We start from the raw sequence: 19572 nt of genomic DNA, 5'->3' as shown, positions 1-19572 counted from the left end.
AAAGCCCCAGGTGTGACACCTTCACCGCGGCCGACGCTGAAGTAAGAGCCGGTCACGGCAGGAAGGCTCGCGAGAGCCCTGCCGTGGACCGACCGTTCGCGGTCCGACGCCACAGGGGAGCGCCGGACCGCGAACACCGACCAGAGCCAGAGTGTTCAGGCCCCCACGGCCGTCAGGGCAGGGGTGCGTGCCGCGTCGTACCGCTCCAGCAGCAGCCGTGCCACCTCCGGCGCCGGGCCGAGCACCTCGGCCAGCACGTCCGCCTCCGCCGCGCCCCGCGCGATCCGGTCCGGCAGGAAGCCGGGGGCGAGGACGTACGGTGCCACCGCCACCCGGGCGCAGCCGAGGTCCCGGAGTTCGCGTACCGCGTCCTCGGTGCGGGGGAGGGATGCGGAGGCGAACGCAGGCCGCACGGCGCACCAGCCGGTGTGCCGCCACTCCCGCGCGATTTCTGCGATCACTGCGATCGCCTCCGGGTCGGAGGACCCCGCCGAGGCCAGCACGACCCCGGTCGAGGACTTGTCGGCGGGGGTCAGCCCCGCCTCGTACAACCGCCGTTCCAGGGCCGAGAGCAGCAGCGGGGACGGGCCGAGCACCTCCGCCTGACGGATACGGAGCTGCGGTGGCGCGTCCCGCAGGACGGCGGGGATGTCCGCCTTCGCGTGGAAGGCGCGGGTGAGCAGGAGGGGGAGGGCGACGACGTCCCGGACGCCCTCTGCCGCCAGCGACTCCAGCACCCCGTGCACGGACGGGATGTTGAAGTCCAGGAAGCCCGTCTCCACGCGCAGCCCGGGCCGCAGCGACCGTACCCGCCGCACCAGGGCGTGCACGGTCGCCGCGTGCCGTGGATCACGGCTGCCGTGGGCGATGACCACGAGGACGGGGCGAACGGGCTTGTTGTACATGGACCTCAGCTCTTCACCAGCAGACCGCGGCTGCGCAGCACCCACCGCTCCAGCGGGCTGAAGATCAGCAGGTCGATCGCGATACCGACGAACAGGATGAGCAGGATGGCCAGGAAGACCGTCGCCATGTCGCTGTTGGTACGGCCCACCTCCAGCAGCTGGCCCAGCCCCATGCCCATGTCCGGGGACTGGGCGATGATCTCGGCGGCCATCAGCGAACGCCAGGAGAACGCCCAGCCCTGCTTCAGACCGGCCACGTAGCCGGGCAGCGCCGCCGGCATCACGATGTGCCAGGTGCCGCGCAGGCCCGTCGCACCCAGGGTGCGGCCCGCCCGAAGGAACAGCGGGGGCACCTGGTCGACGCCCGACACCAGGCCGTTGGCGATCGACGGCACGGCGCCGAGCAGGATCACCGTGAACATCACCGAGTTGTTCAGGCCCAGCCAGATGACCGCCGGCGCCACCCAGGCGACCGAGGGCAGCGACTGGAGCCCGGAGAGGATCGGGCCGAACGCGGCACGGACGAACTTCACCCGTGCCACCAGCAGGCCCAGCGGTGTGCCGATCACCAGCGCGAGCAGGAAGCCCAGCAGACCGCGGGAGACGCTGCCCCAGATGTACTGGAGGAGGGTTCCCTTCAGCCACTGGTCCTCGACCGCGCTCCAGACGTCCGAGGGGGAGGGCAGCTTCGACGGATCGTTCACGACCGGGTAGAGCAGGGTCCAGGCGACCAGCACCACCGCGACGGCGATGATGGGCGGCAGGATCTTGTTCTTGAAGGTCTGGCTGAAGGGCGTCCGCCCGGCGACCGAGGTCTCCAGCGCGTCGAGGCCTGCCTCGACGCTTCCGGCATCCTGGGTCGGCGTGGTCTCAGTGCTGGCCATGACGGCGGATCTCCCCCCGCAGTACGTCGGTGATCTCAAGGGACAGTTCGGCCACGGGCGCGTCCTCGATGCGCCGCGGCTGCGGGATGCCGACCGTCCACTCGCGCGCGATCCGGCCCGGACGGGACGACAGCAGGATGACACGCTGGGCGAGCCGGACCGCCTCGCGCACGTTGTGTGTGACGAAGAGGACGGACAGGCCGGTCTCCGCCCAGATCCGCGTCAGCTCGTCGTGCAGCACGTCCCGCGTGATGGCGTCGAGGGCCGCGAACGGCTCGTCCATCAGCAGCAGGTTGCTCTCCTGGCCGAGCGCGCGGGCCAGCGCCACCCGCTGCCGCATACCGCCCGACAGCTCGTGCACGCGCTTGCCGTACGCGCCCTTCAGCCGGACCAGTTCGAGCAGTTCCTCGGCCTTGTCGCGCCGGTCGTTCTTCGGGACTCCCCGGAGCCGGAGAGCGAGTTCGATGTTCTTGCCCGCGGTCAGCCACGGGAAGAGGGCGTGCTCCTGGAACATCAGGGCCGGGCGGCCGTCCGTCGCGATGGAACCGGCGGTCGGCGCGTCCAGGCCGGCCACCAGGTTCAGCAGCGTGGACTTGCCGCAGCCCGAGGCCCCCAGGAGGGTGACGAACTCACCCGGCGCGACATCGAGGCTGATGTCGTCCAGGACGAGCTGCTGTCCACCCGGCTGGGCGAAGGACTTCGAGACGTGCTCGAGCCGCGCCGCGTACTCGACGGTCTCGTCGGCCTTGGCGAGGGTCGTGGCCATGGTCGTCACCTCCTGGGATCTCGTCGGGGTCCGTCAGCTGCTGCCGAGACCGGCGTCGGAGACGGTGGCCTCGCCCTCGGCCTTCAGGACCTTGTTGAGGATCGTCAGGTCGTAGATCCCCTTCAGGTCGGGCTTCTCCAGCAGACCGGCCTTGACCGCGTGCTCCGCCTCGGTGTTGAGGGTGGCGGCCAGCGGGTCGTCGGTGAACTGGATGGACTTCCACGCCGGGTCCAGGACGTTCGCCTTGAGCGCCTTGCCGGAGTCGGCCTCAAGCTGCTTGTTCGCCACCGCCTTGGCCTGGTCGGGGTTGGCGTTGATCCACTTGTTGGCCTCGACCGAGGCCTTCAGCACCGCCTCGACGGCCTTCGGGTGGTCCTTGAGGAACTGCTGCCGCACGATGATGTTCGTGATCACGAACTTCTTGTCCGGCCACAGGCTCGACTCGTCGAGCAGCACCTTGCCGCCCTCGGCGACCAGCTTGGACGCGGTCGGCTCCGGCACCCAGGCGCCGTCGATGGCACCGGACTTGTAGGCGTCCGGGGTGATCTTGTTGTCGGTGCGGACCACCGAGACATCGCCCTTGCCGGTGTTCGCGTCGACCTTCCAGCCCTGGTCCGCGATCCAGTTGAGGAATGCCACGTCCTGCGTGTTGCCCAGCTGCGGCGTCGCGATCTTCTTGCCCTTGACGTCCTTCAGGGACTTGATCGTCTTCGGGTTCACGACGAGCTTCACACCGCCGGAGGCCGAACCGCCGATGATCTTCAGGCTCTTGCCGTTCGACTTGACGTAGCCGTTGATCGACGGGGAGGGACCGATCCAGCCGATGTCGATGGAGCCGGAGTTCAGCGCCTCGATCTCCGAGGGGCCGGCGTTGAAGATCTGGTACGCCGCCTTGGTGGCGCCCAGCTGCTTCTGGAAGTAGCCCTGCTGACGGGCGACGAGCGCGGTGCCGTGGGTCAGGTTGCCGAAGTAGCCGATCTTGACCGAGTCGAGGCCGTCGATCTTCGAGGATCCGGCGGAGACCTTTTCCTTGGCGTTGTCGGTGGTCGACTTCGACCCGTAGCCGCAGGCGGCGAGTGTGAGAAGCGGGAGCGCGGCTACCACGGCTATGCCGCGGCGAAGGAGCTGTGAGCGGTTGGCAGGCACGGGAGGCTTTCCTCTCGTTGGCCCGGCGGTCACGGTCTTTCAGGCCGTGGCCGGGAGGTCGGCAGGTCTTCGTCGCATCCGGGACGTCGGGTGGGGGGCCAGGGCGCGCAGGCAGTGCGCGTACGTCATCGCGCACATCGCGCCACCCCGCCCTGCCCGCTGCCGAGGGCACCGCTGCCGACGCGGCCGCCCTCCTTCGCGAACGTCGAGTAGACGTCGGTCATCGTCATGTCAGAAGTCCCAGCCGTCGTCGTCGGTCTCGTCCTTGACCGGCTCGGGGGACGCGAATGACTCGCCGACCATGCCCGCGGTGAGCGTGGTGCCGTCGGCCGGGTCGATCAGGATGAACGAGCCGGTGCGGCGCGAGTCGGAGTAGGAGTCGACCGGCAGCGGCTCGGCGGTACGGATCTTCACCCGGCCGATGTCGTTGGCGACGAGCTGTCCCGGGTGCGGGTGCAGGGACAGGTCGTCGAGCGTGAGCCGGGACGGGATGTCCTTGACGATCGCCTTGACCGTGCGGGTGCCGTGCTTGAGCAGCACCCGGTGCCCGACGGTCAGCGGCTGGTCGGCCACGTGGCAGACGGTCGCCTCGACGTCCTGGGTGGTCGCCGGGGCGTCCTTCGTCGGGACGATCAGGTCGCCGCGCGAGACGTCGATGTCGTCCGTGAGCAGCACGGTCACCGACTGGGTCGTCCAGGCCGTGTCGACCGGCTTGCCCAGCAGGTCGATGCCCGAGATCGTCGTCGTACGGCCGGACGGCAGGACCGTGACGGCCTCGCCCACGTGGAACGAGCCGGCCGCGATCTGGCCGGCGTAGCCCCGGTAGTCCGGGTGGTCGGCGGTCTGCGGGCGGATCACGTACTGCACGGGCAGCCGGGCGTGGCAGTGCGCCAGGTCGTGGGTGACCGGGACGGTCTCCAGGTGCTCCAGGACGGTCGGGCCGCCGTACCAGTCCATGTTCGCGGACGGTTCCACGACGTTGTCGCCGACGAGCGCCGAGATCGGGATCGCGGTGACCTCCGGGACGCCCAGCTCGGTCGCGTACGCCGTGAACTCCTCGGCGATCCCGGCGAAGATCGACTCCTGGTAGCCGACCAGGTCCATCTTGTTGACGGCGAGGACGACGTGCGGGACGCGCAGCAGCGCGGCGATCGCGGCGTGCCGGCGGGTCTGCTCGACCACGCCGTTGCGGGCGTCGACCAGGATCACGGTCAGCTCGGCGGTGGAGGCACCCGTCACCATGTTGCGGGTGTACTGCACATGGCCGGGCGTGTCGGCGAGGATGAACCGCCGCTGGGGCGTGGCGAAGTAACGGTACGCCACGTCGATCGTGATGCCCTGCTCGCGCTCGGCGCGCAGGCCGTCGGTGAGGAGGGCGAGGTCGGGTGCGTCCTGGCCGCGCGAGGCGGAGGCGCGCTCGACGGCCTCCAGCTGGTCGGTGAGGACCGACTTGGAGTCGTGCAGCAGCCGTCCGACGAGGGTGGACTTGCCGTCGTCGACCGAACCGGCGGTCGCGAACCGCAGCAGGGTGGTCTCGGCGAGGCCGAGTTCCGTGGAGCTGGTGGTCATGGTTAGAAGTACCCCTCGCGCTTGCGGTCTTCCATCGCGGCCTCGGAGAGCTTGTCGTCGGCACGCGTGGCGCCGCGCTCGGTGAGCCGGGAGGCGGCGATCTCGGCGATCACGGCGTCCAGCGAATCGGCGTCGGAGTCGACGGCACCCGTGCAGGACATGTCGCCGACGGTCCGGTAGCGCACCTGGCGCTTCTCGACGCTCTCGCCGCCCTTCGGGCCGCCCCACTCGCCCGCGGTCAGCCACATCCCGTTGCGCTGGAACACCTCACGCTCGTGCGCGAAGTAGATCTGCGGCAGCTCGATGCCCTCGCGGGCGATGTACTGCCAGACGTCGAGTTCGGTCCAGTTGGACAGCGGGAAGACCCGGACGTGCTCGCCGGGGGCGTGCCGGCCGTTGTAGAGGTTCCACAGCTCGGGGCGCTGGCGGCGCGGGTCCCACTGGGAGAACTCGTCGCGCAGCGAGAACACCCGCTCCTTGGCGCGGGCCTTCTCCTCGTCGCGCCGGCCGCCGCCGAAGACCGCGTCGAACCTCTCGCTCTGGATCTTCTCCGTCAGCGGCAGCGTCTGCAGCGGGTTGCGGACGCCGTCCGGGCGCTCCTTGAGCACACCCCGGTCGATGTAGTCCTGCACGGAGGCCACGTGCAGCCGCAGTCCGTGCTGCTCGACCGTGCGGTCCCGGTAGGCGAGGACCTCGGGGAAGTTGTGCCCGGTGTCCACGTGCAGCAGCGAGAACGGGACGGCCGCCGGGGCGAAGGCCTTCAGAGCCAGGTGCAGCATGACGATGGAGTCCTTGCCGCCGGAGAACAGGATCACCGGCCGCTCGAACTCGCCCGCCACCTCACGGAAGATGTGGACCGCCTCGGACTCCAGCGTGTCCAGGTGGGACAGGGTGTACGGGGTGCCCGTGCCCTCTTCGTGGGTCGCCACGGTCGTCGTCATGCCAGTCCCTTCTCGGTCAGCAGGGCGTGCACCGACGCCGCGGACTCCTGCACGGTCTGGTGCTGCGACTCGATCCGCAGATCGGGCGTCTCGGGCTCCTCGTACGGGTCGTCGACGCCCGTCAGCCCGGTCAGTTCACCGGCGGCCTGCTTGGCGTACAGACCCTTCACATCGCGTACGGAGCACACGTCGACCGGGGTGGCCACATGCACCTCGACGTAGGCGGTGCCGTTCTCCTCGTGCCGCTTGCGCACCGCGTCACGGCTGTCCGCGTAGGGGGCGATCACCGGGACGAGCGCCTTGACGCCGTTACGGGCCAGGAGTTCGGCGACGAAGCCGATGCGCTGCACGTTGGTGTGCCGGTCCTCGCGGCTGAAGCCGAGGCCCGCCGAGATGAACTCGCGGATCTCGTCGCCGTCGAGCACCTCGACGCGCTCGCCCTCCGCGCGCAGCCGGCCGGCCAGCTCGTACGCGATGGTGGTCTTGCCGGCACTCGGCAGACCCGTGAGCCAGACGGTGGCTCCGGTCGTCACGTTGTTCTCCTGGTTCGTCGAAGGCCCGGTGGTCGTCATTCGTGCAGCCCGCACTCGGTCTTGGCCCGCCCCGCCCAGCGGCCGGCGCGCGCGTCCTCGCCCTCCAGGACCCGGCGGGTGCAGGGGGCGCAGCCGACGGAGGTGTAGCCGTCCATCAGCAGGGGGTTGGTCAGTACGCCGTGCTCGGCGACGTAGTCGTCGACGTCGTCCTGGGTCCAGCGCGCGATCGGGGAGATCTTGACCTTCTGCCGCTTCTCGTCCCAGCCGACCACCGGGGTGTTGGCCCGGGTCTCGGACTCGTCGCGGCGCAGCCCGGTCGCCCAGGCGGTGTACTTGGTCAGGCCCCGCTCCAGCGGCTGGACCTTGCGGAGCTTGCAGCACAGGTCGGGGTCGCGGTCGTGCAGCTTCGGGCCGTACTCCGCGTCCTGCTCGGCGACCGTCTGGCGCGGGGTGAGCGTGATGACGTTGACGTCCATCACGGCCTCGACCGCGTCCCGGGTGCCGATGGTCTCCGGGAAGTGGTAGCCGGTGTCGAGGAAGACGACGTCCACGCCCTTCTGGACGCGCGACGCCAGATGGGCCACCACCGCGTCCTCCATGGAGGAGGTCACGCAGAAGCCCTTGCCGAAGGTGTCGACCGCCCACTGGAGGATCTCCAGGGCGGAGGCGTCTTCGAGATCGCGGCCGGCCTGTGCGGCCAGCGCCTTCAACTCCTCGCTCGTTCGCTCTTGCTGAGCGGTGGTCATATCTGTTCCCCTCCAGCTTCGGAGTGCTTCAGTCCACGGGCGAGCAGCCCGAGGAACTTCAGCTGGAATGCGCGGTTGCAGGCCCCGCATTCCCAGGCGCCGTGACGGCCCTCGGCGGCCTCGCTCGGCCGGAGGTCCTCGTCACCGCAGTAGGGGCAGTAGAAGGGGGCGGCCCGCTCGCTCATGACAGGGCCTCCTCACTGGCGCGCGCCGCCCAGGTGGCGAACCGCTCGCCGTCCTCGCGCTCCGCCTGGAAACGCTTGAGCACCCGCTCGACGTAGTCCGGCAGCTCCTCCGAGGTCACCTTGAGACCGCGGACCTTGCGGCCGAAGCCGGCCTCCAGGCCCAGGGCGCCGCCCAGGTGCACCTGGTAGCCCTCGACCTGCTCGCCCGCGCCGTTCAGGACCAGCTGGCCCTTGAGACCGATGTCCGCGACCTGGATACGGGCGCAGGCGTTCGGGCAGCCGTTGAGGTTGATGGTCAGCGGCTCGTCGAAGTCCGGCAGACGGCGCTCCAGCTCGTCGATGAGCGAGCTGCCGCGCTGCTTGGTCTCGACGATGGCGAGCTTGCAGTACTCGATGCCGGTGCAGGCCATGGTGCCGCGCCGGAACGGGGACGGCTTGGCGGTCAGGTCCAGCGCCTCCAGGGCCTCGACCAGCGACTCGACCTGCTCCTCGGTGACATCGAGGATGATCATCTTCTGCTCGACGGTGGTCCGCACCCGGCCCGAGCCGTGCGCCTCGGCGAGGTCGGCGATCTTCGCCAGGGTGGCGCCGTCGACGCGGCCGACGCGCGGGGCGAAGCCGACGTAGAAGTTGCCGTCCTGCTGCCGGTGCACACCGACGTGGTCACGCCAGCGCTGCAGCGGCTGGGCCGGCGCCGGGCCGTCGACGAGCGCGCGCTTGAGGTACTCGTCCTCCAGCACCTGGCGGAACTTCTCCGCGCCCCAGTCGGCGACCAGGAACTTCAGACGGGCGCGGGTGCGCAGCCGCCGGTAGCCGTAGTCCCGGAAGATGCCGATCACGCCGGCCCAGACGTCCGGGACCTCGTCCAGCGGCACCCAGGCGCCGAGCCGGACGCCGATCTTCGGGTTGGTGGACAGGCCGCCGCCGACCCACAGGTCGAAGCCGGGGCCGTGCTCGGGGTGCTCGACGCCGACGAAGGCGATGTCGTTGATCTCGTGCACCACGTCCAGCAGCGGCGAGCCGGAGATCGCGGACTTGAACTTGCGGGGCAGGTTGGAGAACTCCTTGCTGCCGATGTACCGCCGCTCGATCTCGTCGATCGCCCAGCTGCCGTCGATGATCTCGTCCTCGGCGATACCGGCGACCGGCGAGCCGATCACGACACGCGGGCAGTCACCACACGCCTCGGTGGTGGACAGCCCGACGGCTTCGAGACGGTTCCAGATCTCGGGAACGTCCTCGATGCGGATCCAGTGCAGCTGGATGTTCTGCCGGTCGGTGATGTCCGCGCTGCCCCGGGCGAACTCCTGCGAGATCTCGCCGATCACCCGCAGCTGCTGGGTGGTGAGGCGGCCGCCGTCGATCCGCACCCGCAGCATGAAGTACTTGTCGTCCAGCTCCTCCGGCTCCAGGATGGCGGTCTTGCCGCCGTCGATGCCGGGCTTGCGCTGGGTGTACAGGCCCCACCAGCGCATACGGCCGCGCAGGTCGTTGGGGTCGATCGAGTCGAAGCCGCGCTTGGAGTAGATCGTCTCAATGCGTGTCCGCACATTGAGACCGTCGTCGTCCTTCTTGAACTGCTCGTTGCCGTTGAGCGGGGTGTGGTGGCCCATGGCCCACTGACCCTCGCCACGGTGACGGCTCACCTTGCGGCGGGGCGCGGAGGCGGCAGGATTCTGTGGGGTGGCGGCCATGGCTATATACGTCCTTCGGACAGGTGGGAAGCGGCTCTGACCTGCGCGTGCGGGCGCACGGGGGCATGTCTGCGCAACATTGCGCGAGGGGAGGTCCGGACAGGGGAACGCGGCGGTGCTGTGCTCTCAGCCCGCCGGACAGATGGCGCTGGACATGCGGCCGAGGTCGACGTGCCGCCGACTCACCAAGGCAATCCCAGTTCCAGACATGACGGAAGCGTGTCATGGGGATCTCTGGCCAGTCCACCATCGTCCGCGATTCGGACGGATCTATTCTGAATGGTGAGACAGAGTGTTGTGTGTCACGCCCCGGGCGAGTTTAGGGGCGGGTGTCGGAAGCGGACCCGGGCCACGGCCCGGGCGCCGATATATCCGATTCCTCCTCGACCTTCGTGTCGAAGAGCCTGAAGCCCCGCCGCTGGTAGTTCGCCATCGCGTGCTCGCCGTCCAGGCTGCAGGTGTGCAGCCACACCCGCTTGGTCGGCGGCCGCCCGTCCCACCGCTCCGCCAGGTCCCAGGCGCGGGCGGCGCCGTAGGAGAGCAGGTGCCCGCCGATGCGGCGGCCGCGGAAGGATGGGATCAGACCGAAGTAGGCGATCTCCACCACTCCGTCGTCCTGGGGGTCGAGCTCGACATAGCCCGCCGGAGTGCCCCGGTCGTACGCGACCCAGGTCTCCGTACCCGGCCGCTCCAGGTACCCCTGCCAGCGGTCGTAGCTCCAGCTCAGCCGGTCGGTCCAGCGGATGTCGCCGCCGACGGAGGCGTACAGGAAGCGGCTGAACTCGGGGGAGGGGACCTCGGAGCGGACGACCCTGACCGCGTCGCCCTCCGGCGCGGCGGCCGGGAGGAGGTCGGCCGGGGAGGTCTGTTCCAGGGACCAGGTGGTCACGACGATGGTGCTCATGGGGGCCAGGCAATCATCCCGGCCCCGGACGTGTCGACAGTGGCCGTCCCCGGGCGCCGACGGTATGCGATCCGTTGCCCGGGCGCCGACGCTGTGCGGCCGGCTATCCGAGTGACGCGTCGATCGAGCGCAGCGGCACCGAGAACAGCATGCTGTCCGTGACCGACCACACCTCGCCCGTGTCCGGCGCGTAGGAGAGCGAGCCGGTGGCCGCGGCCCAGCAGCGGTGCGAGGCGTCCGAACCGCAGTCGGCCGCCCGCGCGCCCTTCAGGTCCTGGCGCCACAGGCTGCCGTGCCCGTCCATGGCGCCGGGCAGGTGGCCGACGTACCACTCGGAGTCCGTCGCACCCGGCGGGCGGTACGACAGGACGCCCCGGATCTCGGACGCCCCGGTCCGGTACGCCTCGACCGCGTCCGCCCGGCCGAAGGTGTCCGTGGCGAGCAGCCCGGCACGCTCCGGGCTCTCGTCGAACACGTACCGCCACAGCCGGGCGTGCTGATCGCTGTCGGCGGGGGTCCACTCGCCGAGGACCAGGCTGTCCGGGGCCGTGCCGCGGTCCACGGAGAGCGCGCTCGGACAGGGTGCGCCGCTGCGCGAGCAGGCTCCGGCGGTGAAGCGGTACGAGCCCACGGCCGGCATCACGTACCGGAAGCCGGCGGCCGACCAGCCGTCCCGCACCCGGCCGATCGCCTGGGTCATCACCGAGGTGCGCTGGATGCGGTTCAGGTCGTAGACGTAGAGCGCGTCGGCGCTGCCGAGTGTGGTGGTGACCAGCAGCTTGTCCTCGTACCAGACCATTCCGGAGATCTGCGAGGTCAGGCCCCGGTAGGTGGTGCCGTCGGTGCTGGGCACGGTCAGCAGGACCCAGGCGTAGGACGGGTGGGCGGAGCCGTTCCCGTTGATGACGGCGACCCGGGCCAGACCCCGGGAGGCGGCGGGGCCGGTGGAGGTGCTGTGCGTCCAGCCGGCGAGGACGACGCGGTTGGCGCCCCACAGGCCGTCGTCGTCCGCCTCGGAGGAGGTGGTCACCGAGGCCGGCCGCCAGTCGTCGGTGAGGGTGTCGGTGGGGTCCCAGCAGTACGCCTCGTCGGCCGCCGGCGTGACAGGCAGCGAATCCTGGTCGTCGGAGTCGCATTCGGCCGCCTTGCGCAGGTTGTGGTCGGCGCTCGTCAGGACGTCGGCCACACCGACCGTGCCGCCCATCGCCGAGGCGAGCCGGTCCAGCGAGCGGCGCGGTATCAGGTGCTCCTGGAGCTGCAGTCGCGCGGTGTCGGCGGTGGAGGTGAGCGGCTTCAGCGCGCCGGGGTCCGCGGCGACCGTGGCCTGCGAGGCGCTGACGATCGTGGCGGCCGCGGTGAGCGCCAGCGCGGTCCCGGCCAGTGCCGCGCGCAGTGCCGCACCCCGCCTGCGTCGTCGGTGTCTGCCGCGATGCTTCATATGTCCTCCCGAGGCGGGCCAACTGCGCCTGATGGTCCGTACGTTGACCGAGGAGCAGGTGGGGAGGCCCGTACCGGGATGCTACGGCAGTCGGGGCCGCCGTACCTCGAAGACCCCGCAAATACACGGAACATATCTCCCCTGATGCCCTGGATGTGCTGAATGGGCACCAGGGACGGGGTGTTCGACGGCGCCGGAGGGCCGGGTGCTCACCCGTGCCCGAGGTCCGGCCTTCTGCCCGCCGTCACCGCCGGGGCGGTCGACTGCGGCAGCAGGTCGCGCGGGTCGTCGGGGAGCAGCACCTCGATCTCCGCGTCCTCGCAAAAGCGGTACGGCCGGTGTTCGAGGAGCGCCCCCAGATACCGCCGGATCCTGGACATCTCGGCGCGTACGGTCACCGTCCGGGAGGCGTCCCCGAACACGTCCTCGGCCAGCCCGGCCGCGCTGCGCCCGGCGCGCCGCATCGCCAGCAGATACAGCAATTCGGCGTGCCGGGGGCTCAGTTCACGGGACCAGGAGCCCGCGCCGCCGCCCACCGTCACCGCGGGCCGGCGCGGCCGGGCCAGGTCGAGCACGAGCCGGCCCCCGCCGGCCGGCGCCGGTTCGTCCACCGCCCGCAGCAACCAGCCCCCGGCCAGCGGCTCCACCGAGCACAGCCCGAGCGCGGGCAGCCACCGGCGGCCCGGTGTAAGGGACTTGGGCAGCGCGAGCCGCCGCGGATACGGAATGCCGGTGACCGCGGCCGTCCAGCCGTCGGCGTCCACCACCAGTGCCTGCCCGGTCAGCCGGGCCAACACCGGCGCGGCGACCGCGCGCAGCCGTTCCAGCGCGTCCAGGTGCACCTCCCGCAGCCGGGCCTCGGCGAGCTTCGCCACCGAGTTCACCCAGGCCAGGGTCGCCGGGTGCATGGTCTCCAGCGGGCCGCTGACGTCCACCACGCCAAGGAGACTGCCGTCCCTGGGGTCGGTGATCGGGGCGCCGGAGCAGGTCCAGGAGGCGTGCGAGCGGACGAAGTGCTCGGCCGCGAAGACCTGCACGGGCCGGCGCACCACCGCCGGGGTGCCGATCCCGTTGGTGCCGACGACGTCTTCGCGCCAGTCGGCGCCGAGTTCGAAGCCCAGCCCGTCCGCCTTGCGCAGCACCGGCGAGGAACCCTCCCGCCACAGCACCCGGCCGTCGGCGTCGGCCACCACCATGATGTGCCGGGTGATGTCCGCGACCGAAAGCAACCCCTCGCGCAGTACCGGCAGTACGTCCCTGAGCGGTGACTCCTCACGTCTGCGCCGGACTTCGTCCGCGGACAGCAGCCCGGAACGGAAGTCGTGCTCGGGGTCGACGCCGCTGCGCAGCATCCGCCCCCAGGACTGCTCGATCACCGGCCGGGGCGAGAGCCGCCCACGCTGTCCGGCGAGTCTGGCCTCGCGCACCTCGTTCAGTACCCGCGCCGCCTGCGCCGCGTCCTTCGCGGCGAGTCGCGCCACGTCCATCGGCGGGTTCCCCACTGAGGTCCTCCCGGATAGGCCTCGGAAAAGGCATCAAAAGACTGCTGTCAAGCCGTTCGGGCGGCGGTTTCCGGTCCGACTGCGTGTCTCATACTGCCGTTTTCCGTTGGCGGAGGCACACAGTCCGCACACAGTCACCGATATGTTGCAACCCCTTGCAACCCTGGTGATCGGACCGGGGGTGGCCGAAAATTGAGCCGATGTCGCCTCGCAGGGCGCCGTCAGTGGCCTCGAACGGGCCACGAGGCGGGGGTGGTGCCGTGTCGGCGCAGCACCACCCCTGCCTGCGGCGCCTTGGCCGTGCGCCCCTGGGGAGTTGAGGTGGGCCTCTTCAGCAAGCTCGGGCCCGCTCCACCACCGCCGCCAGGTCCAGGGTCGCCGGCAGGGTGCCGAAGGACGAACCCCAGTCGTTGCCGAGCCTCGATGCGCAGAAGGCGTCCGCGATCTCCGTCGGTGCGAAGCGGACCAGCAGTGAGCCCTGCAGGACCGTCGCCAGGCGTTCCACCAGCCGTCGTGCCCGGCCCTCCATGCCCCCCAGGTCGGCCAGTTCGGAGAAGAGGTCCTTGACCGCCCGGTCCAGGCGGTGGTCCGCGCCATGGGCCCGGCCGATCTCCTGGAGGTAGGCGTCCAGGGCGCCCGGTTCGCGTTGCAGCGCCCGCAGGACGTCCAGGGCCTGGATGTTGCCGGCGCCCTCCCAGACCGAGTTGAGGGGGGACTCGCGGACCAGCCGGGGCAGGCCCGACTCCTCCACGTAGCCGTTGCCGCCCAGGCATTCGGCCGCCTCCACCGTCACCGGCGTACAGCGCTTGGTCACCCAGTACTTGGCGGCCGGCAACGCCAGCCGCAGCAGCGCCTGTTCGGCCTCGCTCCCGTCGTCGTAGGCGGCGGCCAGCCGGAGTGCGAGCACCGTCGCGGCCTCCGACTCGATCGCGAGGTCCGCCAGCACGTTGCGCATCAGCGGCTTGTCGGCCAGCTTCCCGTCGAACGCCTCGCGGTGCGTGCAGTGGTGCACGGCCTGTGCCACCGCCTGCCGCATCAGCCCCGCCGAGCCCAGCACACAGTCCAGCCGGGTCGCGGCGACCATCTCGATGATGGTCCGCACCCCGCGCCCCTCCTCGCCCACGCGCCGCGCCCAGGTCCCGTCGAACTCGACCTCGCCCGACGCGTTGGACCGGTTGCCGAGCTTGTCCTTGAGACGCTGGAGGAGGAAGACGTTGCGGGTGCCGTCCTCCAGTACCCGGGGGACGAGGAAGCAGGTGAGCCCGGCGGGCGCCTGGGCCAGCACCAGGAAGCCGTCCGACATCGGCGCCGAGCAGAACCACTTGTGGCCGGTGAGCGCGTACGTCCCGGACTCGGCGAGCGGGACGGCGGCGGTGGTGTTCGCGCGTACGTCGCTGCCGCCCTGCTTCTCCGTCATGCCCATGCCGAACAGAGCACCGGCCTTCGCCGCGGCGGGCCGCAGCTCACGGTCGTAGATCGTGGACGTCAGCAGCGGCTCCCAGACGGCGGCCAGCTCCGGGTCCGTGCGCAGCACGGGCACCGCCGCGTTCGTCATCGACAGCGGGCAGCAGTTGCCGGCCTCGACCTGGGTCCAGACCAGGAACGCGGCCGCGCGCCGGACGTGCCCGGACGGCCGTACCCACCCGGTGGTCAGGCCCGCGCCCACGCCCTTGCCGAGCATCCGGTGCCAGGCCGGGTGGAACTCGACCTCGTCGACGCGGTGGCCGTAGCGGTCGTGGGTGCGCAGCCTCGGCGGGTTCTCGTTCGCCTGCACCCCCCACTCCTGCACCTGGGTCGAGCCCGCCGAGGTGCCGATGCCCGACAGCTCGGCGCGTACCTCGTCGAGCAGCTCCGGGGCGGTGTGCCGCTCGACGGCCTCGACGAGGGCCCGGTCGGCGGCGAAGAGGTCGTATCCGACCAGCGGGGGCGGCTGGTTGGTCACGGTATGGGTGGAGTTGCCTGCCATGTCTGCGAACCTACCCGGGGCGACGGCGGTGGTCCCCAGCCTGACACAGCGGCCCCGCCGGTCGCGCGGCAAGATCCCGCGCGGTTCCGGAAGATCACGGACGGGACCCCGGGAGATGAGCACGGCCCCGGACGGCGGATACCGTTAGGGCGTGCAGCCAGCAAGCGATACCCCCGAGCGGCCCTCCGGCCGGCTCCACCGGGCCAGAGCCCTCTACCGGAACGTCTCCAAGCGCAGGACGGCCTGGCTGCTGCTCAAGGACACCGTCAATTCCTGCATGGAGTACCGCATCCTCGGCCTCGCCGCCGAAGCCGCCTTCTTCACCCTGCTGTCCGTGCCGCCGCTGCTGCTCAGCCTCATCGGACTGCTCGCCTACGTCGACGACTGGACCGGCGCCCACACCATCGCCAGTCTCCAGGCCAACCTCCTGGACGCCTCCCGTACGGTCCTGTCCGACAAGGGCGTGAAGGAGATCGCGCAGCCGATCCTGCACGACGTGGTCCGCGGCGGCCGCCCCGACGTCATCTCCATCGGCTTCCTGTTCGCCCTGTGGTCGGGCTCCCGCGCGGTGAACGTCTTCATCGACACGATCACCGTGATGTACGGCCTCGACGGCGTCCGGGGCATCGTGAAGACCCGGATCGTCTCCTTCCTGCTCTTCATCGCCGCGCTGCTGATCGGCTCGATCGCGCTGCCGCTGATGGTCGCCGGGCCGGACGCGGTGGTCCGGGTCGTGCCCTGGTCGGAGACGCTCGTACAGGTCCTGTACTGGCCGGTCGTGATCGTCCTGTCCATCGTCTTCCTGACCACGCTGTACCACGTGTCCGTGCCCGTCCGCTCCCCGTGGATCGAGGACGTGCCCGGGGCCCTGGTCGCCCTCGCCATGTGGGTCCTCGGCAGCTTCCTGCTGCGCATCTACCTCACCCACACCATCGAGGGCGCCACGATCTACGGCTCGCTCGCCGCGTCCGTCGCCGTGCTCCTGTGGATCGGCGTGTCGGCCTTCGCCGTGCTGGTCGGCGCCGCCGTGAACGCCGCGATCGACCGCGTCTGGCCGGCCGCGGCCACGGCCGCGGCCCGCGCCGCCAACGAACGGCTGCGCGAGGCCCAGGTCGTCGAGTACGTCGCCCGCGCCGCCGCGGCCCGCGAGGCCGACCCCGACGACCCCGACATGCCCTCCGAGTTCCCGGAGCGCTGGTCCCGCTTCCTGCCCCCCGAGGACGTCACGGCCCGCCTGCGCACCCACGTGAAGAGCAGCCATCCGCCACACAAGCCGGAGAGCAAGGGCACTTGAGGCCGTCAGGGTTGCCAGACGCCGGTCGCCGCTGTCTCCCGGGCGAAGTCCGCGAAGTCCCGGGGCGCCCGGCCCAGTACCTCCTGTACCCCGTCCGAGAGGTAGGAGTTCCGGCCGTCCAGCAGGGACTCGAACAGCTCCACCAGGAACTCGGCCTCCTCCGCCGGCACCCCGAAGGCGGCCAGGTCCGAGCCGTACTCCCGGGCCGTCACCGCCCGGTAGGCCAGCTCCCGGCCCGTCGCCGCCGAGATCTCCGCGACCGCCTCGCCGAAGGTGAGCAGCCGCGGCCCGGAGACGGCCAGGGCCCGACCGGCGTACCGGTCGCCGCCCGTCAGGACCGCCACCACCACCTCCGCGACGTCCCGGAGGTCGACGAACGGCTCCCGCACCGCACCGCCCGGGAACACCAGCTCCCCGCTCTCCCGCAACCCCGCGACCAGCGGGCCCTCGCTGAAGTTATGCGCGAACCACGACGCCCGGACGACCGTCCACTGCGCCCCCGACTCCCGCAGCGCCTCCTCCGTCGGCCGCGCCTGCACCTCGCCCCGCGAGGAGAGCAGCACGAGCCGGCGCACACCGAGCGAGACCGCCTCATGCGCCAGCAGCCCCACCGCGTGCGTCGCCTCCGGCGAGCCGACGTCCGTCGGATACACCAGGTACGCCGCGTCGGCGCCGCGCAGGGTGCCAGCCCATGTCGACCGGTCCCGCCAGTCGAAGCCCTGCGCCCGCGAGGCCGGCCGCACGGTCAGACCCGCGGCCCGCGCCGCCTCGGCGACCCGGCTCCCCGTACGACCGGTCGCACCGGTCACCACCACCGTCATGCCCCGCGTGTTCCGCGCTGTGTCCTGCGCCTTGTCCTGTGCATTCGAGGTCATGTCAGCCAGTGAACCGCCGGGCCGCCGCGGGCGCCCATCACGGAACGGCTCATTCCCATAAGCGCGCGTCTACGCTGGCCCCATGGACGCTCTCGCAGGCCTGCTGGAGGGCCCTCGCGCGCGTGGCGCCTTCATGATCCGCGCGTGTTTCGACCCGCCGTGGAGCGTGCGGGTCGAGGACCGCGCCCCGCTCACCGTGATGCTCATGGTCCGCGGCGACGCCTGGGTCCTGCCGGACGCGGGAGATCCGGTACGGCTGCGGGCCGGCGACCTCGCCATCGCCCGCGGCCCCGACGCGTACACCTGCGCCGACGATCCCGGTACGGCCCCGCAGGCGCTGATCCTGCCCGGCGCCGAGTGCGCCTACCCCGACGGGCGGCCGCTCAACGGCTCCATGGACCTGGGCGTCCGCACCTGGGGCGACAGCCCGGCCAGTGGCACGGTGCTGTTCATCGGCACGTATCTGATGCGGGGCGAGATGGGCGGGCGGCTGCTGGACGTGCTGCCGCCGTTGCTGACGCTCGGCGCCGACGTGTGGGAGTGTCCGCTCACCCCGCTGCTGATGGCGGAGATCGTCCGCGACGAACCCGGGCAGGAGGTCGTCCTCGACCGGCTGCTCGACCTGCTGGTCATCGCCGCGCTCCGGGCGTGGTTCTCCCGGCCGGAGGGGGAGGCGGCCGGCTGGTACCGGGCGCTGGCGGACCCGGTGGTCGGGCGGGTGCTGCGGCTGGTTCAGGACGACCCCGCCCATCCGTGGACGGTCGCCTCGCTGGCGGCGAAGGCGGGGGTGTCCCGGGCGGCGCTGGCACGGCGGTTCGCCGAACTGGTGGGGGAGCCGCCGATGACGTATCTGACCGGATGGCGGCTGGCCCTGGCGGCGGACGCGCTGCGGGACACGGACGACACGCTGGAGGCGATCGCTCGGCGGGTGGGGTACGGGAGCGCGTTCGCGCTGTCGAGTGCGTTCAAGAGGGTGTACGGAGTGAGCCCGCAGGAACATCGGGTGGCTTAGGCCCCTGAGGGGGCGCGTCTACGCTGGGCCATGTGTACAGGGAAAGGGCGTCTCGGCTCGCCGGCGCGGTCGTGTGGGAGAACACCGTGGCCGGGGCGGGGCGTGTGCTGCCCGACGGGTGTATGGATCTGCTCTGGCACGAGGGGCGGCTGCTGGTCGCCGGGCCCGACACGCGTGCGTACGTCACCGAAGGCTTCCCGGGTGTATGGGCCGGCCTGCGCTTCTACCCCGGGACCGCGCCCGCCTTCCTCGGCGTACCGGCTCACGAACTCCTCGATCAGCGCGTCGAGTTGAGTGACCTGTGGCCGGCCTCCGTCGTACGGCGGCTGTGCGCCCGCGTCGTCCGCGCCGGCGATCCGGCCGCCGCGCTCGAAGAGATCGTGCTCGAACGGGCCCTGCCTGCGGACCCGTTGCCGTCGCGACTCGTCGAAGCGCTGGGCGCGGGGTGCCCGGTGGCGGCCATCGCCGGTGAACTCGGCCTCGGTGCACGTCAGTTGCATCGGCGGTCGCTGGCGTCCTTCGGCTACGGACCCAAGACCCTCGCCCGGGTGCTCCGGATGCAGCGGGCGCTCTCGCTCGCCCGGGCCGGGGTGCCGCTCGCGGAGACGGCCGTTCGGGCCGGGTATGCGGATCAGTCACACCTCTCCCGTGACGTCAGGGAGTTGGCGGGCGTGCCGCTGACCGGACTACTGCGGTAGCGGGGCGAACAGGTCGACGCCGTTGCCGTCGGGGTCGTGGACCGTGGCGTAACGCTGGCCCCAGAAGGCGTCCCAGGGCTTCAGCTCGCCGTGGTGGCCGGCGACGACCAGGTCCTCGTACACCGTGTCCACCTCGGCGGGCGACGCGCAGCGGAAGGCGAGTGACACCCGGCCGCCGCCGGCCGGCGGGTGCCAGGCCGGGTGGAAGGAGCGGATCGTCTCCTCCGTGTCCAGGGCGAGGGTGAGGCCGCCGGGCAACTCGGCCTCGACATGCGGCTGTTCCTCGGCGCCGGGCGGGAAGTCCAGGCCGAGGCGACGGTAGAAGGCGAGGGACGCGGTCAGGTCGGAGGCGACGAGACCGATCACGGCGAATCGTGGAGTCATGGCGTCACCGTAGGCGGGGGCCGGTCGTCGGTCTTGAACGAATCGGACCTCCAGCCGAAGGGGATGCGGGGTGCCGGCGTCGTAGCCCCGGGCCGGCAACCGCGGCCGCCGGGAAACCCCCGTGCCTGTG

20 protein-coding genes are annotated in these 19572 nt (G+C 71.2%); 3 read left to right on the top strand and 17 right to left on the bottom strand.

Annotated elements, in window-relative coordinates; all coding sequences use genetic code 11:
* Positions 1–155: 155 nt before the first annotated feature.
* The 15 genes from EDD90_RS12610 to EDD90_RS12540 all read right to left on the bottom strand — a co-directional run bounded on the left by EDD90_RS12610 (position 156) and on the right by EDD90_RS12540 (position 15179).
* Positions 156–905, bottom strand: coding sequence for a sirohydrochlorin chelatase (locus tag EDD90_RS12610; RefSeq protein WP_123973101.1), 750 nt, complete (start codon positions 903–905; stop codon positions 156–158).
* A 5-nt stretch (positions 906–910) separates the two neighbouring features.
* Positions 911–1789 carry an ABC transporter permease gene (locus EDD90_RS12605; RefSeq protein ID WP_123973100.1) on the bottom strand — a complete coding sequence of 293 codons (879 nt, stop codon included), beginning with the start codon at positions 1787–1789 and terminating at the stop codon, positions 911–913.
* Positions 1776–2555, bottom strand: coding sequence for an ABC transporter ATP-binding protein (locus EDD90_RS12600; RefSeq protein ID WP_123973099.1), 780 nt, complete (start codon positions 2553–2555; stop codon positions 1776–1778). The genes EDD90_RS12605 and EDD90_RS12600 overlap by 14 nt, the downstream gene beginning before the upstream one ends.
* Positions 2556–2588: 33 nt before the next feature.
* Positions 2589–3701, bottom strand: coding sequence for an aliphatic sulfonate ABC transporter substrate-binding protein (locus tag EDD90_RS12595; protein WP_123973098.1), 1113 nt, complete (start codon positions 3699–3701; stop codon positions 2589–2591).
* A 231-nt stretch (positions 3702–3932) separates the two neighbouring features.
* Positions 3933–5270, bottom strand: a complete 1338-nt coding sequence (locus EDD90_RS12585) for a sulfate adenylyltransferase subunit 1 (protein ID WP_123973096.1) — start codon at positions 5268–5270, stop codon at positions 3933–3935.
* A gap of 2 nt (positions 5271–5272) precedes the next feature.
* The gene (cysD, locus tag EDD90_RS12580) at positions 5273–6211 is read right to left on the bottom strand and encodes a sulfate adenylyltransferase subunit CysD (RefSeq protein ID WP_123973095.1); all 939 of its coding nucleotides are present in this window, start codon (positions 6209–6211) and stop codon (positions 5273–5275) included.
* Positions 6208–6744 (bottom strand): adenylyl-sulfate kinase, encoded by a 537-nt coding sequence (cysC, locus tag EDD90_RS12575; RefSeq protein WP_123973094.1) that lies wholly within the window; start codon positions 6742–6744, stop codon positions 6208–6210. The genes cysD and cysC overlap by 4 nt, the downstream gene beginning before the upstream one ends.
* Positions 6745–6779: 35 nt before the next feature.
* The gene (locus tag EDD90_RS12570) at positions 6780–7490 is read right to left on the bottom strand and encodes a phosphoadenylyl-sulfate reductase (RefSeq protein ID WP_123973093.1); all 711 of its coding nucleotides are present in this window, start codon (positions 7488–7490) and stop codon (positions 6780–6782) included.
* Positions 7487–7675: a hypothetical protein gene (locus tag EDD90_RS12565; RefSeq protein ID WP_123973092.1), complete on the bottom strand. Its 189-nt coding sequence runs from the start codon at positions 7673–7675 to the stop codon at positions 7487–7489. Before EDD90_RS12565 ends, EDD90_RS12570 begins: the two co-directional genes overlap by 4 nt.
* Positions 7672–9369, bottom strand: coding sequence for a nitrite/sulfite reductase (locus tag EDD90_RS12560; protein ID WP_123973091.1), 1698 nt, complete (start codon positions 9367–9369; stop codon positions 7672–7674). Before EDD90_RS12560 ends, EDD90_RS12565 begins: the two co-directional genes overlap by 4 nt.
* 126 nt (positions 9370–9495) lie before the next feature.
* Positions 9496–9579 (bottom strand): putative leader peptide, encoded by an 84-nt coding sequence (locus EDD90_RS58555; protein WP_309500612.1) that lies wholly within the window; start codon positions 9577–9579, stop codon positions 9496–9498.
* 109 nt (positions 9580–9688) lie between these two features.
* Entirely contained in the window at positions 9689–10273 is a 585-nt protein-coding gene (locus EDD90_RS12555; protein WP_123973090.1) for a GNAT family N-acetyltransferase, read from the bottom strand.
* Positions 10274–10376: 103 nt separating this feature from the next.
* Positions 10377–11711: a hypothetical protein gene (locus tag EDD90_RS12550; protein WP_123973089.1), complete on the bottom strand. Its 1335-nt coding sequence runs from the start codon at positions 11709–11711 to the stop codon at positions 10377–10379.
* A 209-nt stretch (positions 11712–11920) separates the two neighbouring features.
* Positions 11921–13198, bottom strand: a complete 1278-nt coding sequence (locus tag EDD90_RS12545; RefSeq protein WP_185149058.1) for a GAF domain-containing protein — start codon at positions 13196–13198, stop codon at positions 11921–11923.
* Between the two features lie 346 nt (positions 13199–13544).
* A complete protein-coding gene (locus tag EDD90_RS12540) occupies positions 13545–15179 on the bottom strand; it encodes an acyl-CoA dehydrogenase family protein (RefSeq protein ID WP_123973087.1) in 1635 nt (544 codons plus the stop codon).
* A 151-nt stretch (positions 15180–15330) separates the two neighbouring features.
* Between EDD90_RS12540 and EDD90_RS12535 the strand changes: the two genes are divergently transcribed.
* The gene (locus tag EDD90_RS12535; protein WP_123973086.1) at positions 15331–16473 is read left to right on the top strand and encodes a YihY/virulence factor BrkB family protein; all 1143 of its coding nucleotides are present in this window, start codon (positions 15331–15333) and stop codon (positions 16471–16473) included.
* A gap of 5 nt (positions 16474–16478) precedes the next feature.
* On the opposite strand, the gene EDD90_RS12530 is transcribed toward EDD90_RS12535, so the two are convergent.
* Positions 16479–17348, bottom strand: a complete 870-nt coding sequence (locus EDD90_RS12530) for an NmrA family NAD(P)-binding protein (RefSeq protein ID WP_123973085.1) — start codon at positions 17346–17348, stop codon at positions 16479–16481.
* Between the two features lie 82 nt (positions 17349–17430).
* Here EDD90_RS12530 and EDD90_RS12525 point away from each other — a divergent pair, with 82 nt between their 5' ends.
* Positions 17431–18360 carry an AraC family transcriptional regulator gene (locus tag EDD90_RS12525; RefSeq protein ID WP_123973084.1) on the top strand — a complete coding sequence of 310 codons (930 nt, stop codon included), beginning with the start codon at positions 17431–17433 and terminating at the stop codon, positions 18358–18360.
* 32 nt (positions 18361–18392) lie between these two features.
* The gene (locus tag EDD90_RS12520) at positions 18393–19058 is read left to right on the top strand and encodes a helix-turn-helix transcriptional regulator (protein WP_123973083.1); all 666 of its coding nucleotides are present in this window, start codon (positions 18393–18395) and stop codon (positions 19056–19058) included.
* On the opposite strand, the gene EDD90_RS12515 is transcribed toward EDD90_RS12520, so the two are convergent.
* On the bottom strand, positions 19047–19442 hold the full coding sequence (locus tag EDD90_RS12515) for a VOC family protein (protein ID WP_123973082.1): 396 nt from the start codon (positions 19440–19442) through the stop codon (positions 19047–19049). The genes EDD90_RS12520 and EDD90_RS12515 overlap by 12 nt on opposite strands.
* Between the last annotated feature and the right edge of the window lie 130 nt (positions 19443–19572).

The sequence above is a fragment of the Streptomyces sp. Ag109_O5-1 genome (genome assembly GCF_003814875.1).
GTDB lineage: Bacteria > Actinomycetota > Actinomycetes > Streptomycetales > Streptomycetaceae > Streptomyces > Streptomyces sasae.
Note: the sequence above shows the minus strand (reverse complement) of the source record. Positions and strands in the feature narration are given on the sequence as shown.

Excerpts from the sequence above, each read along its gene's own strand:
- EDD90_RS12540 (WP_123973087.1), bottom strand. The coding sequence starts at position 15,179 with ATGGCAGGCAACTCCACCCATACCGTGACCAACCAGCCGCCCCCGCTG.
- EDD90_RS12585 (WP_123973096.1), bottom strand. The coding sequence starts at position 5,270 with ATGACCACCAGCTCCACGGAACTCGGCCTCGCCGAGACCACCCTGCTG.
- EDD90_RS12610 (WP_123973101.1), bottom strand. The coding sequence starts at position 905 with ATGTACAACAAGCCCGTTCGCCCCGTCCTCGTGGTCATCGCCCACGGC.
- cysD (WP_123973095.1), bottom strand. The coding sequence starts at position 6,211 with ATGACGACGACCGTGGCGACCCACGAAGAGGGCACGGGCACCCCGTAC.
- EDD90_RS12600 (WP_123973099.1), bottom strand. The coding sequence starts at position 2,555 with ATGGCCACGACCCTCGCCAAGGCCGACGAGACCGTCGAGTACGCGGCG.
- EDD90_RS12560 (WP_123973091.1), bottom strand. The coding sequence starts at position 9,369 with ATGGCCGCCACCCCACAGAATCCTGCCGCCTCCGCGCCCCGCCGCAAG.
- EDD90_RS12555 (WP_123973090.1), bottom strand. The coding sequence starts at position 10,273 with ATGAGCACCATCGTCGTGACCACCTGGTCCCTGGAACAGACCTCCCCG.
- EDD90_RS12550 (WP_123973089.1), bottom strand. The coding sequence starts at position 11,711 with ATGAAGCATCGCGGCAGACACCGACGACGCAGGCGGGGTGCGGCACTG.
- EDD90_RS12565 (WP_123973092.1), bottom strand. The coding sequence starts at position 7,675 with ATGAGCGAGCGGGCCGCCCCCTTCTACTGCCCCTACTGCGGTGACGAG.
- EDD90_RS12515 (WP_123973082.1), bottom strand. The coding sequence starts at position 19,442 with ATGACTCCACGATTCGCCGTGATCGGTCTCGTCGCCTCCGACCTGACC.
- EDD90_RS12525 (WP_123973084.1), top strand. The coding sequence starts at position 17,431 with ATGGACGCTCTCGCAGGCCTGCTGGAGGGCCCTCGCGCGCGTGGCGCC.
- EDD90_RS12545 (WP_185149058.1), bottom strand. The coding sequence starts at position 13,198 with ATGGACGTGGCGCGACTCGCCGCGAAGGACGCGGCGCAGGCGGCGCGG.
- EDD90_RS12530 (WP_123973085.1), bottom strand. The coding sequence starts at position 17,348 with ATGACCTCGAATGCACAGGACAAGGCGCAGGACACAGCGCGGAACACG.
- EDD90_RS58555 (WP_309500612.1), bottom strand. The coding sequence starts at position 9,579 with ATGTCTGGAACTGGGATTGCCTTGGTGAGTCGGCGGCACGTCGACCTC.
- EDD90_RS12570 (WP_123973093.1), bottom strand. The coding sequence starts at position 7,490 with ATGACCACCGCTCAGCAAGAGCGAACGAGCGAGGAGTTGAAGGCGCTG.
- EDD90_RS12605 (WP_123973100.1), bottom strand. The coding sequence starts at position 1,789 with ATGGCCAGCACTGAGACCACGCCGACCCAGGATGCCGGAAGCGTCGAG.